9 protein-coding genes and 2 pseudogenes are annotated in these 15751 nt (G+C 62.2%); 8 read left to right on the top strand and 3 right to left on the bottom strand.

The features are described 5' to 3' along the window. Nucleotides 1–1382 precede the first annotated feature (1382 nt). The 8 genes and pseudogenes from K0O62_RS16775 (at nt 1383) to K0O62_RS28985 (ending at nt 11907) form a co-directional block, all read left to right on the top strand. Nucleotides 1383–5756 carry a cadherin-like domain-containing protein gene (locus tag K0O62_RS16775; protein ID WP_165637020.1) on the top strand — a complete coding sequence of 1458 codons (4374 nt, stop codon included), beginning with the start codon at nt 1383–1385 and terminating at the stop codon, nt 5754–5756. 587 nt (nt 5757–6343) lie between these two features. After that, nucleotides 6344–6886 (top strand): annotated as a pseudogene (locus tag K0O62_RS16770) (recombinase family protein); the annotation flags it as partial. Between the two features lie 239 nt (nt 6887–7125). Beyond that, the gene (locus K0O62_RS16765) at nt 7126–7530 is read left to right on the top strand and encodes a hypothetical protein (RefSeq protein WP_073858212.1); all 405 of its coding nucleotides are present in this window, start codon (nt 7126–7128) and stop codon (nt 7528–7530) included. A gap of 263 nt (nt 7531–7793) precedes the next feature. Beyond that, entirely contained in the window at nt 7794–7991 is a 198-nt protein-coding gene (locus K0O62_RS16760; protein WP_073858211.1) for a hypothetical protein, read from the top strand. Nucleotides 7992–8050: 59 nt separating this feature from the next. After that, complete coding sequence (locus K0O62_RS16755) at nt 8051–9535, top strand: serine/threonine-protein kinase (RefSeq protein ID WP_073858210.1); 1485 nt, start codon at nt 8051–8053, stop codon at nt 9533–9535. A 77-nt stretch (nt 9536–9612) separates the two neighbouring features. Beyond that, nucleotides 9613–10686, top strand: coding sequence for an EcsC family protein (locus tag K0O62_RS16750; protein WP_073858209.1), 1074 nt, complete (start codon nt 9613–9615; stop codon nt 10684–10686). A 635-nt stretch (nt 10687–11321) separates the two neighbouring features. Further along, nucleotides 11322–11549: pseudogene (locus tag K0O62_RS28990) on the top strand (recombinase family protein); the annotation flags it as partial. A 109-nt stretch (nt 11550–11658) separates the two neighbouring features. Then, nucleotides 11659–11907, top strand: coding sequence for a helix-turn-helix domain-containing protein (locus K0O62_RS28985; protein ID WP_324617890.1), 249 nt, complete (start codon nt 11659–11661; stop codon nt 11905–11907). Nucleotides 11908–11950: 43 nt separating this feature from the next. On the opposite strand, the gene K0O62_RS16740 is transcribed toward K0O62_RS28985, so the two are convergent. From K0O62_RS16740 to K0O62_RS16730, 3 genes are all read right to left on the bottom strand, one after another. Next, on the bottom strand, nt 11951–12946 hold the full coding sequence (locus K0O62_RS16740) for a hypothetical protein (RefSeq protein ID WP_131817438.1): 996 nt from the start codon (nt 12944–12946) through the stop codon (nt 11951–11953). Between the two features lie 1254 nt (nt 12947–14200). Then, complete coding sequence (locus K0O62_RS16735) at nt 14201–14728, bottom strand: DJ-1/PfpI family protein (protein WP_073858207.1); 528 nt, start codon at nt 14726–14728, stop codon at nt 14201–14203. A 160-nt stretch (nt 14729–14888) separates the two neighbouring features. Then, nucleotides 14889–15719 carry a helix-turn-helix domain-containing protein gene (locus K0O62_RS16730; RefSeq protein ID WP_073858206.1) on the bottom strand — a complete coding sequence of 277 codons (831 nt, stop codon included), beginning with the start codon at nt 15717–15719 and terminating at the stop codon, nt 14889–14891. Nucleotides 15720–15751 lie beyond the last annotated feature (32 nt).

The following is a 15751-nucleotide window of genomic DNA, read 5'->3' as shown; positions in this document are numbered from 1 at the left end:
CCGATTCGGCGTGCGTCGAGCTGTTCGTGGGCGATCAGCATGCGGATGAGGTGTGCGCTGACTTGGTAGTGGCACGCAGCCTGGTCGATGGTCGTCCAGCGGGGGAGTGGATTGTCCGGAACTGCCGCTTCGCCGCACATCTTGAGGAATGATCCCCGTTCGACGCGGATCAGCCGACCTCACGGTGCCGCGCCACCTCTGACACCGATGCGGCGGATATCCAGCTTCTGTAGTAGCCGGTGGTACACCTCAGTGCTGTGCACACCGGTGTATTCGGCGACTTGCGCAGTCGTGAGCCACGGAGGCAGCGTGCTCGAAGCCATCGACACGATGCTAAGGGCGCCAAGAAACAACGCTATGACCGAAGGTTTACGGCGGTCTTGCGATCGGTTGGTGCGACGGTTAACTAACAACTCCGCTTGGTCGACCGGCTGGCAACGGCGTCCATTCGGCCAGAGCCCCACACTCGAGAACGTTGGGGGAGTTCCGCTGCGGTAGCCGGAGATTCTTTCCCGTCGGTGGACGAAACGGGCTCTGGCTTCGCGCCCAGATCCAATGCACTCATGCGAGACGAGCGTGATGAGGTGCATTGAGGGTGTCAAAAACGATGACATACGAGGGTCTCGCAGTCTGGTCTCACACCTAACGCTGCTTAGGCGTGAGTTCGAGCGTCTTGATTGATTGTCGAAGAAGTCGAAGTTGAAGCGGCTCGTGGTGCAGTGGCGTGTGCACCGTTCGGGTGAACTCTCCGGGTAACACTCCTGATGCCCCGACGCGAGCGTTAATTGTTTGCTATAACTCGCACAGCGATTCCACAGCGCACGAGTTGTGTGGTCAGTGGACACAGCAAGGGAGCGGTAGTGGGTTCAGGCAGGTACGTCGGTCGTGTCGGGGCGTTGGCGGTAGCGCTGGGGATCGGATCGGCGGTCGCTGCAGTGCCAGCGTGGGCTGAGTCCGGCGATGCCGACGCTTCGTCCTCGACTTCTTCGTCGTCATCTTCGCCAAGTTCGGCAGTGGGGTCGACCGACGCGGCCTCCGAAGGTACGTCGACACCAGACGCGGCGGCCAACGACCCAGAGTCGGCGACGACTCCGTCGGGGCCAGCAATGGAGCCGGAACCGAAAGAGTCCACGGTAAAGACGCCGGGCTCTTACTTGACCACGATAGAGCGGGCACCCAAGCGCAAGCCCGGGCGTAAGGCCGCTGCCACGTCCACGACGACCGAATCACCTTCCCCCAGGCCGACGCCCAGCACCGACCAAGAGCGCACCGAGGACTCCACGCCGAACCCCGAACCGTCAGCCAGCACCGCGACGGAGAGCGTCGTCGCCCCGGTTAGCTCGGTCTCTACTCAGGTTGTTGCGCCCGATCCGGTTCCTGAGGTGTCTGCGTCCACGGGAGTCGCGAAGGGCGAGGTGGTGGCTGCTTTGGCTGCGCCGTCGGTAGCGCCGGGGACCGATGTGCCGGTGCAGTCGCCTGCGGAGTGGGTGTTGTTGGCTGCAGCGCGGCGTCAGGTCGGGGATACCGATGCGGGAGCGGGCGCGCCTGCTGCGCGCGATTTCACTGGGCAAGCCTTGGCCGCGACCGCCTTGGGTTCGGTTGGCGCGGGAGCCGCCCCGGGTGCGGATGCAGGCACCACCGACCCGACGTTGATCGCCACGATCACTGTCGGGAGTATGCCGCGGGGTGTAGTGGTCAGTCCGGACGGAAAACGTGTCTACGTCGCCAACTATGACGGCACCGTATCGGTGATCAACGCCATCACCAACACCACAGTCGGCGAACCGATACCTGTCGGGTCTTACCCCACCAATGTGGTGGTTGGGTCTCACCCGATCGGGCTGGCAGTTAGTCCCGACGGCAAACGTGTTTACGTCGCCAATAGCGCCGGGGGGACTGTAGCGGTGATCAACACCGCGACCAACGCGGTCATCGCAGGTGCAAGGACCGACATCGCGTCTCAGCAGCATGACGTCGCAGTCAGTCCGGACGGCAAACGTGTCTATGTCACCTCCCGGAACTACAGCACTTTGTCGGTAATGGACACCGCCACGAACAAGATCATCGGTTCAGGGACATATGTCGAATCTTGGCCGGAGGATGTGGCGGTCAGTCCCGATGGCAAACGGGTTTACCTCAACACCCAGGGTGGCGGCGGCACCGTAACGGTGATCGACACCGGCACCAATAAGGTCATCGGCTCACCTATCACCATCGGTGGTATTCCAAGTGGTTTAGCGGTTAGTCCCGACGGAACCCGCGTTTACGCGACCAATTACTACTCCGTGTCGGTGATCGATACCGTGACCCACCGCAACACCGTCATCTACTCCGCGCCATTAGTCGGCGCGTCGGCTGCTTACCTGGTGGATGTGGCGGTCAGTCCTGACAACACCCGCGTTTACTTCACCTCTGTCAACCGCACCACCGGCGCAGGCACCGTGTCGGTGATCGACACCGCCACCAACGCCATGATTGGAGTACCAATCACCGTCGGGTCTAAGCCGCAGTCCCTTGCGGTCAGTCCTGACGGCACCCGTATCTACGTCACCGGAATGAACGCCACCGGAATCAACGCCACCGGCCCAGGCACCGTGTCCGTGATCGCGGTGCCAAGCCCCGGCAACCGAGCACCCACAGGCGGTTCGGTTACGGGCATCAATGCCAACTCCACCTCTGGGGTGGTCACCGGAACAATTACCGGCGTCACCGACGCCGACAAAGACACCCTGAAGTACACCGCGATGGCCACCAAAGGCACCGTCAAGATCACTTCCAAAGGGACATTCACCTATACCCCCACCGCTGCCGCGCGTCACAGCGCAGCTATGGACGGTGCCTCCGCTGCCGAAAAGTCCGACACCGTGACGGTCACGGTGTCCGACGGCCACGGCGGGGTGCTGACCAAGACCGTCGACGTACCCATCGCCCCGAAGAACACCGCACCAGCCGTCACCGTGAAGGTGGGCAAACCAAGTGCTGCCACCGGCGTTGTCACCGGCACGGTGAAAGCCAGTGACGCTGACAAGGATGCGCTGACCTTCAGCGCCCCCGCCTCGACAAGCAAAGGCGCGGTTACCCTTAACGCTGCCACCGGCGCTTTCATCTACACTCCCACGGCCATGGCCCGCCACGCCGCCGCTGCCACCGGCGCCGGTACGGGGGCCAAGACCGATACCTTCACGATGACCGTCACAGACGGACATGGAGGAGTCGCCACAAAGACCGTCACCGTCAGCATCGCCCCGACCAACAGCACACCGACGGTGACGTCCACGCCATCGGTCGGCGTGCCCGACACCGGGACCGGAACGGTCACAGGCAATTTGGGAGCTCACGATCTCGACGGTGACGCCCTGTCGTTCAAGGCCACCCCGAAAAAGGGCAGCATCCAGTTCGCTGCTGACGGAACCTTCGCCTACACGCCAACCGCAGCGGCTCGTCATGCGGCAGCGGTGCCTGGCGCCAAGGCGTCGGTGACCTCGGAGACGTTCACCGTGACCGTCACTGATGCCTACGGCGGCAAGGTGTCCAAGGCGGTCACGGTCGGCATTGCCCCGGCCAATGTGCTCCCGGTGGCGCTTACCGGATCGGCGGGGACACCGAGCGCCAAGACCGGTGCCGTGACCGGCAAGGTCACCGCCGCCGACGCAGACAAGGACAAACTCACCTACAGCGCGGCCAACACCGCCAAGGGCAAAGTCAGCATCAACGCCAAGACCGGGGCGTTCACCTACACCCCGACTGCCGCAGCGCGTCATACGGCAGCGTCAGTAACGGCAACCGATGCCGACACAAAGGACATAGTGACCGTGACAGTGTCTGACGGTCATGGCGGCACCGCGACCCACATGGTCACCGTGAGCGTTGCGCCGAAGAACACCGCGCCGAATCTGACCGCCACAGTGAGCAAGCCGAATGCGTCCACCGGGATTGTTACCGCCGTCGTGAAAGCCGCCGATACAGACAAGGATTACATCAGCCTCATCGGAATGCCCACCGCGGCCAAGGGCTCGTTGACCCTCGACACCGCGACGGGTGTCTTCACTTACACGCCCACCGCAGCCGCCCGTCATGCTGCCGCGAAAGTTGGTGCCACCTCTGCCGATAAGCAGGACAGCTTCGCCGTCACCGTCACCGACGGCCACGGCGGCACCACCACCAGGCTGGTGACGGTCGCTATCGCCCCCGCGAACACGACACCCGCACTGGCCGCCACGCCCACCGTGAACAACCCGAATCTCAACACCGGAACCGTCACCGGCACACTCGCAGCCACCGATGCCGACGGCGATGCCCTGACCTTCAAAGCCACGCCGAAGAAGGGCACCATCACCTTCGGGCCGGGTGGGGAATTCACCTACACCCCGACAGCAGCGGTCCGCGCCGCCGCAGCCAAGACCAATGCACCGGCTTCGGCCAAACAGGAGACGTTCACCGTCACCGTCACAGACGGATTCGGCGGAACGGCCACCAAGACCGTGACCGTCGCCATCGCCCCCGCCGGTACCGCCCCCACAAGGGGCGGAGCCACCGTAGGCACACCCAACGCCGCCACTGGTGTGGTGACCGGCACTCTGGGATTTACCGACCCTGCGGGTGAACCCTTGACCTACACCGTGACTAGCAACCCGACTCGGGGATCGGTGACCGTTAGCCCTGCCGGAACATTCACCTACACTCCGACAGCCGCGGCCCGGTTGACATCGAGACCCGCGTACTCGGTCAGCGATGTATTCACTGTGGTTGCCACCAACGCCACCGGCTCGACACCCGAAACCGTCACCGTCCCGGTATCGCCGGGAAAGATCACCGTCACGACCATCCCGGTTGGCGCTCACCCATCCGGAGTGGTGGCCAGCCCGGACGGGAAGCTCCTCTACGTGAGCTTCCCCTACAGCCACGCCGTATCGGTGATCAACACCGACTCCACCAGCGCCGCCTACAACACCGTCGTCGCCACCTATACCGTCGACAACTCGGGCGCACTCGCGATCACCCCCGACGGCAGCCGCCTCTACATCGCGTCGAACAAGGCGCCTAAATGGAACGTATCTGTTGTCGACACCACGACGGGAACCGTTGCCGCCGTCCCCGTCGCCAATAGCATCAACGGCAACGGGAGCATCGCCATCAGCCCCGACGGCAACCGCGGGTATTTCACGAACGGCGATGACGGCGGCAGCATCTCGGTCATCGACACCAATCCGACAAGCGCCGCCTACAACACCGTCGTGGCAACCATCCCGATGACCTACGCTTCAGCCGGGGTTGCTTTCAGCCCCAACGGAAGCCGCGCGTACGTCACCAGTTGGTCCTCCAATTACATGTCGGTGATCAATACTGCGACCAACACCGTCACCAGTTCGTTCGCGGTCCGCGATGTAACCTATCTGGGGAACGTAGTGGTGAGCGCCGACGGCAAAACGGCCTACATTGCCACCAACTGGGTGACTGCGATCGACACTGCCACACACACCACAACCGCCACCATCATTTCCAGCGCGTCATACGGCGCTAAAGCTTTGGCGTTCAGTCCTGATGGCAGTCTCCTATACGAAATCGACCTCACCGAAAACCTAAACGTGATCAACACCGCCACGAAAACCTTGCTCGTGAAAGCGCCGGTCGTTAACGCAGCCAATGTCATCCCAAACTTTGTAGGATTGGCGGCCAGCTCGAATGGGAACGTCTACATCCTCGTAGATGGCAACTTTGGCGCTGTCCAGGTCGTGAGCATCGGGTCAGCCACCTAACCCGAGTAGGGGTCCGTTTCCTTGCAGTTGCATCGGTTGGGATGTCGGGTTCCAGTAGCAGTAGACGCCTAGCACGGTGAAAACCGCCACGGAGTAGGACGTCGAGCGTCTCGTACATATCCAGCCGCTGATCGTCGCGGTAGGCATCGCCCACGACCGTTCCGAGAGGTATTCGCGGATTTTAGCTCGGGCTCCGTTTGTTCCCCGAGTCTTAAAAACGATGGGTTGGTGCGGCTGTCTCCGCTCTTGAGTCGGAACGGGCAACTCCTGCGCCAACTGCGCAGCCGACTGTCCGGAAACCTGTCTCATAAACCCGGTTGTGCCGCAACCAAGGGGTAGACGGGATTACGAGACAGCATGTGCGGCAGTCAGGTCCGTCGGAGCGCGTTGAGTCCCGCCAAGCTGCCCGCTGGCAGGTTGGTCGCCGCGCGGGCCAGCTCCCAGTGGCAGAGCAGCGTTGTCCATCTGGGCTCTAGTCATGGGAGCCAGCCTGTTTGGGAATATACTCCGTCTATCTAAGGTTCTTGCTGTATTGATAGACAGCGTCTAAAATAGATTTAGATGTTAAATCAACATTTGGGGGGCGGATGGGTACGGGTCAGACGGTCGGCTACCAACGGGTCAGCACCATGGACCAGAACACCGACCGCCAGCTCGACGGCATAGAGCTGGACGAGGTATTTACCGACCATGCCAGCGGCAAGGACACTAACCGGCCCCAGTTTCAGGCGATGATGAAACACGTCCGCAAGGGCGACGAAGTCGTCGTGCACAGCATGGACCGCCTCGCCCGATCGCTGGTCGACCTCCGCCGGACCGTCGATGAATTCACCGCCAAAGGTGTGCGCGTCCGGTTCGTCAAGGAGGGGCTGACGTTCGGGGACACCAGTGACCCCTGTGCGGTGCTCATGCTTAGCGTGATGGGTGCGGTGGCCGAGTTTGAGCGCAGCCTGCTGCTTGAGCGCCAGCGTGAGGGCATCGCCATCGCCAGGACCAAGGGAGTCTACAAGGGGCGCAAGCCCTCCCTTACTGCTGAGCAGATCGCCGAGGTGAAGTCCCGACTCGTCGCCGGGGAGTCCGCAACCGCACTGGCCGCAGAGTATGGCGTCAGCCGGGCCACTATTTACAACACAAACCCGTGGACAGAAGAGCACGTGATCGCAGTCGATGACCTCTACCGTCGGCACGGCTGCGTGCTCGGTTCCGCACACCCCGCGATCATCGCGTTGGCCGAGCAGCTGCAGCGAGTACCGACATCGGTGGCCCTGCGGATGCGAGACCTGGCCTCCGCGCACGAAGAACCTGGCGTGTACCCCAGCAGCAAGGGTTCCGTCGCCTTCACTAAACTCGACCGAAAGGTAGCTGACCGATGATCGCCGAAGGCGGAAACGAACGGCAGTCGCGCCGGGTGCGGCGCTGCTCGGCGCACGAGGTCGATTTCACCCCGACCGGCGAGTGCCCTGAATGCGCCCGACTGCTCCCACGTCGACAGCCCGAAGGCGTGACAGAGTTCCGAGACGGGGACGATGAAGGCTATCGGGACTGGGTGAGAATCCACCGGGGTGGCTACGTCCTCAATATGGAGAAGTCCTACAACACGAACTACTTGATACTGCACCAGGCCACGTGTCACACGATCAACGGTGAACCCGCACGGGGCGATGTGTTCGTTGGCGACTATGTCAAGGTGTGCGCAAGACGGCGCAACGAACTTGAGGACTGGACGATCAAGAATATGGGGACGTCGCCTTCGAAGTGCGAAATCTGCTTCTGAGCATGTCCCGCAATCACCCGCTCGGGGTTCAAGCCGACGATCGGCAGGGGTGCATCCACCGCACGCTGACAGGCCGGTCCGAAACTTGCAATCGCTATGAAGCGTGACGATCGTGCAGGTGGATCGGCAGCACCCGCCATAGCCGCCGCCAGGCCGGGTTCGGGCGGTTGACCCCGATCGAATTCGAAGCAATTGTGACCTCACCGGCCAGTCAGGCCGCGTGACCGAAACTGTCACCTGATCGTGCAGCAGACCCTACGAGCTTGCCAGCATCGAAGAAGGCGCAACCGGAAGAAAACATCGGGTGGCTGGATATCCTCAGCGGCGGGGCCATGGAGAAGCTTGAGCGACAGCAGAATGCTAAGTCGGAGAGGCGAATCCTGGCGCTAATGCTCTGGGGCATCGCGGCCATCACGGGCTTCCTGGCCGTAGTGCTTGGGATCCCGCAGTTAAGCGGATAGCAGCGACGAATACCGGGCCTTTGGTGCGAAGTGTCTTAACCTGCGGCTAGCATCCGCCCATGCCATTGACGATCGGCGATACCTTCGCCGGATACCGCGTCCTGCGGCTGCTCGGGTCTGGGGGCATGGGCGAGGTCTATTCGGTGCAGCACCCCAGGCTGCCCCGTCAAGAGGCACTGAAGGTCCTGCGCCCGGAGTTCTCCCAGGATGAGTCGTTCCGTGAGCGGTTCACACGTGAAGCAGACCTAGCATCGGGGCTGCGGCACCCTCACATCGTTGGCATCCACGACCGCGGCGAGCACGACGGCCTGCTGTGGATCGCGATGGACTACATCGAGGGCACCGACCTCGGCCAGCTTCTGGACGGGAGGTACCCGCAGGGCCTGCCCGTGGGTCATGTCCTGACCGTCGTTGCGGCTGTGGCGAGCGCGCTGGACTACGCCCATAAGAAGGGGCTGCTGCACCGAGACGTTAAGCCAGCTAACATCATCGTCGCCGACCTTGATACCGACGACCCCAAGATCTTTCTTGCCGACTTCGGGATAGCTCGACCATTAAACGACACCAGCAGCATCACCACGACGAACATGACCGTCGGCACCGTGGCCTACGCGGCACCCGAACAGCTCATGGGCGAGCCGATGAACGGCAAGGCAGATCAATACGCGCTGGCGGCGACGACGTATCACTTGCTGACTGGATCGCAGCTCTTCCCCAACTCCAACCCAGCCGTTGTAATTGGTCGGCACCTGAGCACAACCCCACCTTCGCTCGGCGATGAACGCCCCGACCTCGCAGTGCTTGACGCACCAGTCCGCCAAGCACTCGAGAAGAGCCCCGAAGACCGTCACGCCACCTGCGCTGCCTTCGCACTGGCCGTGCGCGGCGCAAGCATATCCACGGCATCGCAGCAGGCGACCACGCTGGCACCGGTCACAGCTCGCCCGCATCGGGTGCCAAACCTGGCTGAAGGTCGCAAAACACCGCCCGTGACGAAGAAGCTATCGCCGCCAGCGCCACCGCCGGTCCAGCTTCAGGATGCAGGAGTACGTCAGGCATGGCCGATTGTCGTCGGCACCCTGGTTGCCGTCGCCCTTGTTGGCGGCGCAGCTGTCGCGTTGGTTTCGCGTCCTTGGGAGCACACCGGCGCGGAAACTACCACTCCGGCTGTCAGTAGGGCGGTCACTGGAACGACTTCGATGCCAACGAGTTTTACGGTGAGCACGCGTACCCCAACCGCCACTGCTGGACCGACGTCTGCCGCTTGGTCGTACGCAGGATTGTCGTGTCCGTACGTTCCGGCGTTGACGTTGCAAACGGCCCAGTCCGTAGTTGTGATTTGCGACGAGGGCACTGGTATCTACACCTATAAAGGTCTTCGTTTGAAGGATAACGCCCGAATCGATCTGCCTGGAGTCGTCGCTACCCCGACCGGTTTCTCGGTAACCAACGATGACACCCGATACGACATCAGCCGAAATGGGCTAGTGATCTATACAGGCGGCGACGTTTACGCAGAACCGGCGATCTCGTCGGGACCGTGAGGACCTGTTAGAAAAAAGTGCATTCTGACGCGACTATTTCGCGAAGTTTAGTTCTGCGCCCAAGGGGAGGGAAATCTATGGGTCTGTCCGATTACGAGCAGGTGCAGCTGGAAAAGGTGCGTGAGCACAAAGAGCACGAACTTCGTCGGTCCGCTCGGCACCTCGTGCCGGAGTCGGTGAAGAACACGGGTCGCAAGTTGTATGGCAGGGCGCTCAAGGCTCCGGGTGCCGCCAAGGTGAAGGACACCGGAGCCGCTGCTCTGAAGGCGACCGCCGAGGGTGCAGGAAAGTTCATGACCCGCACCGGGCAGTTGACCACGTCCGAGTCGCGCGTCATCCGGGCCTATGCCAAAAAGGGTCACACCGTCGAGCACCTCGACGACATTCACAAACTCGATCTTCGAGCAATTGACAAGGTTGCTTCGTTCACCCGGTTGCATTACGCCTACTCGGTTTCCGCCGCGACGGAGGGCGCAGCAGCCGGGCTTGCGGTTAGCGGTGGGCAAGCGTTGGCGGCGTTCGGTGCGGTAGCGGGAGCGGGGGCGGCGGCTGCGCCAGGGCTTGGCACCATCGCAGCCGCGATGGGCGTTGACGCCGCTGCACTCCTGACTGCGTGCAGTCGAGTGATTGCGCACGACGCTTTGTACTACGGGTATGACCCGCGCGACCCTGCCGAAGAGGTCTTCATGATGCAGATCATCGGTCTAGGTCTCGCTGTAACTCCGTCGGCGAAAGCGGTGGCTTACCAGCAGCTCGCGATTCTGACCCGCAGTCTGGCGACCAACGTGGCTTGGCGGCAGTTGAACCAGCAGACGTTCGTCAAGGTTGCGCAGCGATTCGCCACGCAGTTCGGCCAGAAACTGACTAAGAAGAAGCTCGGGCAGTTCGTGCCAATCGCGGGTGTTGGGATTGGAGCGGCGTTGAACTGGAAAATGGTCGACGACGTCGCCAGCGCCGCGTACTGGGCTTATCGCGAGCGGTTTCTCTTCGACAAGGGCGGTGACATTGGGCCTGTCGTAATCGATGCCGAGGTTGACGAGTCCGGCGTCGCCGACGCCTCTGAAGACGCGATCGATGTGATCAGCATTCTTGAATCAGAGGGAGTGATCATCGGCGACGACGCGCCAGTCGGAGACGACGAGGTCACATAGAGTAAGTCCGACGGACTTTTGAGATGTCTGCAGATCGTTTCAGAACAACCGCGACCTGGGGGAGAGGCGATCTTGGCAGCTCGGAAGATGCGAAACCAGTCCGTGTGGCAACAGATCGACCATCCTGACGGGCAGGCGTATCAATGGCGCGATTTCACAATCACAGGTAAGCCCGGCAACTGGACCCTTTACCGCGACGGGCAGGCGGTCATCGCCGCAAAGTACCGGGTCGATTTGGAACGCAGAGCGTCGAAGCTACGCCGTCAGGAGTCTGCTGCAGTAGTCGAGGAGCGGGACCGCGCTGATGACGGCTTGCGTGTTCGTCAGCCTTTCGGCCAACAGCTGTCGTCTGTGGTTTCCGGCGGACTCCCTGGATCGAGACGTTAGCGGTCTCCCTTCGTCCATCACAAGGGTCGCTGCCCGTTGAACGACGGCATCGCGGATTGGTTTCACCTACGGGCTGCCTGGCATCACCAGGATGCACACGGAACACGTCTCGAGACCGATCACATTTGAGACGCCACCCGCCGCCCTGCTCTCGGGACGGTTCCGCCAGGTCGGCATGTCTCGAGAGTTTGTCTTGAAATCGAATGTGTCAATAGTAGTTACTAGGGAAGTTATGAGTCACTTGGAAAGTGACCACCTCCACTGCGACCGCCGGAACCCGTATCGGCTACACCCGCGTCTCGACCGTCGCCCAGACTCTCGATCAGCAGAACGACGCACTGCAGGTCGCCGGAGTCACCAAGGTGTTCTCCGACGTGATGTCCGGCGCTCGCGACGACCGGCACGGTCTGGCCGATCTGATGGCCTACGTTCGGGAGGGCGACACCGTGGTGGTGTGGAAGCTAGACCGCCTGGGTCGCAACATGCTCCACATCCTGCAGACCGTCCGTGAACTGACCGCACGAGGCGTCACCCTGGGTCTCGGTCTCCGACGGCATCGACTCATCCACCCCGGCGGGCCGGATGATGATTGGCGTTCTGGGCTCCCTCGCCGAGTACGAGCGGGAGCTGATCGGGGAGCGGACCGCCCTGAAGCGGGCGGCGTCGCGGAACAACGGAACGAAGTTCGGGCGGCCCCGCAAGGTCGACGATGCCGAGCACATCGCCACCGCTGCACGGATGAAGGCTGACGGTCACACGGCCAAGGACATCGCGAAGTACCTCGGCGTGAGCCGTGCGACGTTGTATCGGTATCTAGACCCGACGGCGCGCTAGGCTATCTGCTGCCTCAGGGGCGTTGAGGACCATGCAAGTCGCGTTAGTTACTGCGGCGCTCGCCCAGCGACACATCTCTGTTGAAGCGTTCCTGTTCGAATTCTTCGAGACCGGGATAGGGGTGTCCGCCGTCGGGGAAGTCTTTAGGTCGGAATTCCGGGCGGAGGATCTCCATTTCTAACCTCATGGTGGGCCCGTTGAGAACTATCAGGGCTCCTTCATCGAAGCGGAAGTTGCCATCGATGTCTTGGCGAACCACGTCGCAGATTGCGTTGCTGAATCGTGTTAGCTCAAGAACCAGATCATTGATCAGTCCCATTTTGTACATGTAGTCATCCAGTAGGCGCTGGTATTCGGGCGGGTCCCAGGTCCTGAGGTCCTTATAATTTCTGCGCAGTCGTACGGACTCTCCCGCGATGGGCCCATCCTCGTAATCCCGCTCCAAGATCAGCAACAGGTCGTTGATGACCTGCCTTATTCCATCTAGGAGTTGTCGCAGACGGTCATGGCCCTCGGGCCAGACTCGGGTGATGAGCCAGTCGCGAAGGTCTGCCAGGCGTTTCCGGTCAGTGTTCCGCAGCGTGGGTCCGGCTGGATCCATCAGGTTCGCAGTCAGATATGGCCAGCGGTCCCAGTCGATACGCTCGGCGAAATCGTCAATCAGCCGCGCCCACTTCTCTTCATTCAGCTGCGCTGGGGCGTCGTATCCCAAGGCGTCCTGAACGCGCTGCTCGTGGTCACCCTTCAGACCCAATAGTCGGTCGACTGGGAAATCTAGAGGCCCTGTGGGAAGCGAATCGACTCGTGCGTGGTCAGTCGGGCAGAGAAGGATCAGGTTTGAGTACTCGTCACGCTGCTCGGTGGTAAGGGGGCTATCGCCCCGAGGCCCATCGACCTCGCGCGCGACTATATGTGCTTCTTCGCCGAGGGTTACGGCACCGCCAATAGCGGATTCTTGTAGAAGTAGGTTGTTGCACAGCGCGCATCGGTTGCCGGAACGGCCCCATAGTCGCTTACGGTCAAGTGTCTTGATTCCCATTGAGGTCCCTCCGCCCTAGCTCTTCGGCTGGAGCGCCTGGCAGCTTATCGGCGATCCGGCTGCAGAGTTCCAGGGCGCAGCGCGATCATGTAGTACGTCGGGCGACAAGGTCGCACAGCAGTTTGGGATCTACTGGTGAACCGGTGCTCAGCCCAGCGCCGAGCGTGACGCCACCGATCTCGTCCCCCGACGGCGTACTCGGCGGCGGTCAGGGTATGCGAGTGATCGAGAGGAGATGGTTGTTCTGGCAAGAAAGCGCAAGCCCAAGTCTGAAGGCCAGCGCAAGCCCGTTGGTAAGTGCCTCAAGTGTTTAGCGGTGGTACCGCTGACGACCGAGGGCATGCTGGCCAACCATACGAGGATGACCGGTATGCGATGTGGCGGCGGCGGTAAGCCGCCGGGCCCGCCGCCGCCTTCATTCGGGATCTGTCCGATGTGCTTTGTGAAGGTTAGGGAAGATAAAGATGGCTTGATCAGCAGGCATAGTTCGGACAAGTCGCCGTGCAGTGGCAGTGGAAAGTTGCCACATACGGGACCGCCTCACGGGCAGTGCGCTGTCTGCTACACGTTTCACCAACTTCGCCGAAGTGATGGGCGACTGTCATCCCACCGCGCACACGGAAAGCCGTGCGACGGGGCAGGTCGTTCGCCGGTGGGCGGTCGCGACTCCACAAGGATCAAAGGTTCGGGCGTCAGAATCGCGCTACAAGGCGGCCTTCCGGGATCGGGAAAGTAGCAGCCCGCTCCGCGATCCGTGCCCACATTTTGCCCACAACGTGCCGAATATTAGAGGTGTCTAGCGTTACGTACAGGTACATGTTTTGGCAGTTCAGGAGATTTTAGGGTCCCTGAACTGGGTCCAGCCCAGAACCACGACTTCTCCTCCAGCCGGAATGTAGGTGGATAGCAACGCGGATAGCAACGGGCCTCAATCCGTGGGTGTTCGCGCGTATCCGCCAATGACCCGATACAGGCTTTGAAGTGCGAATACCGGACACCGGCGGATGTCCACGGACGCCGAAAACGACACTGGGGGTCAAGTGGTCGCAGGTTCAAATCCTGTCAGCCCGACCAAGTAAAACCCGCTCTGACCAGTGTCGGAGCGGGTTTTTTGTGTCTTTGGAGCTGGCCAACGCCAGCGCCGAGACTGTGGTGGGCGGCCGTATCCGGTTGGCGGTCCTCGGGCCGGGGCCCGCTGGCTGACCGGCCGTCGCCGTCTCGCCGTGAACTGTTCGTCATCTTGGACGGCTCAGGTCAACTGGACAGCGACACCGACGCCACACCACAAGCGTCCCGCGTGGTGCTGACGTATCTGCACGCACCTGCCATCAGACCCGCAAGGGCGCCGGGTATGGATGGCTTCGGCGACCAGCGCAGCGCAGCGACGGCCCAACCGACAGGTGAGTTCAGTTGCGGATCGGAGACCCGGCCCGTTGCCGCGGCCGGTGCCTCCGGCGCGGTGTCCGCGAAGTGGTCGATGATGGCTGGGATGAACAATGTCATGTCCTGGGGCCCGCGGCTGGTGACAAGGTTTCCGTCCTTGACGACGTCGCGGTTGAGCCAGGTGGCACCCGAGGACGCCAGAACCCACGGGCCGTGGCACAGCGTGGCAATCGGCTTGTCTCTATCGACCAATTCGCGTACGAACTGCCGCGCTTCCGCGGACTGACGTAGCAGGTCGGGGCTGATGAATCCGCCTGGCAGGAGGTGACCGTTGCAGTCGGTCGGGTCGGCCCCGCTGATCGTCTTATCGACACCGATCCGCGTGGCCCGCACGATCACGGGCCAACTCGACCACACTGCCTCATTGCGGAGTCTGGCTACTTACCAAGGCTTTTCGCATTTCAGCTGCCGTCCTCGGGGCCGGTGACGCCGACGGCGCGGCACTTCGAGGTAAGGCGCAAAGCCATTGACTCATGGGACAGCGGTAACTTCGACGACTTCACTGGTGGGAATGGGCACGCCCCTCGCCCCGGGCGAGCGCCTCCAGCGCCGCGGCCGATGCGCTACCGGGCTCTACTCGATAGATCAGCAGGTGCTGGCCTCCGGAGTGGGTGATGCTGAGCCGGTGGCTGCGCAGATACAGCTCGCCGACGATCGGATGGCGCAGATGGATGAGGCTCGACCGATATCCCACGTCGGCCCGACCCCACAGTTCGCGGAATCGGCCACTCGTGGCGGACAGTTCGGCAATCAGTGACCCCAGCCGCGGATCTTCTGGATCGCTCGCCGCCACCTCGCGTAAGCCGCTCACGGCGATATCGGTCATCTCATCCCAGTCGATGTAAAGTTCGCGTGCCGCCGGGTCCAACAGCCGCCAGCGCAGGAAGTTCTGGCCAGGAGCAAAACCTGGCGACAGTGCGCGGGCGAGCGGATTCGCGGCCAGCACGTCGAGACATCTGCCGGCCACGATCGCCGGCATCGCGAACTGTTCGATGAGTTCCGCGCTGTCGTCGGCAGCGACCTCGATATCGGCATGTTCTCGGTGTCCGCTGCTCGGCCGCGCCAATTGGTGCAGATACTCCGCCGCCTTGGCATCGAGGCGCAATGCCCGCGCGAGCGCGTCGAGGATCTGAGCCGACGGGTTCTTGTCACGACCCTGTTCGAGCCGCAGGTAGTAATCCGCGCTGATACCCGCCAGCGTGGCCAACTCCTCACGCCGCAGACCCTGGACACGCCGGCGCCCACCCGCTGCCAGGCCGACATCTTCGGGTTTGACCTGTCCGCGCCGGGCCCGGAGGTAGTCACCAAGGGTGTTGCCGCTAGCCGCCATGCCATGAGCGTAAGGCTGTCCCTCCCGACCCC

The organism is Mycolicibacterium diernhoferi (genome assembly GCF_019456655.1).
Classification (GTDB): domain Bacteria; phylum Actinomycetota; class Actinomycetes; order Mycobacteriales; family Mycobacteriaceae; genus Mycobacterium; species Mycobacterium diernhoferi.
Note: the sequence above shows the minus strand (reverse complement) of the source record. Positions and strands in the feature narration are given on the sequence as shown.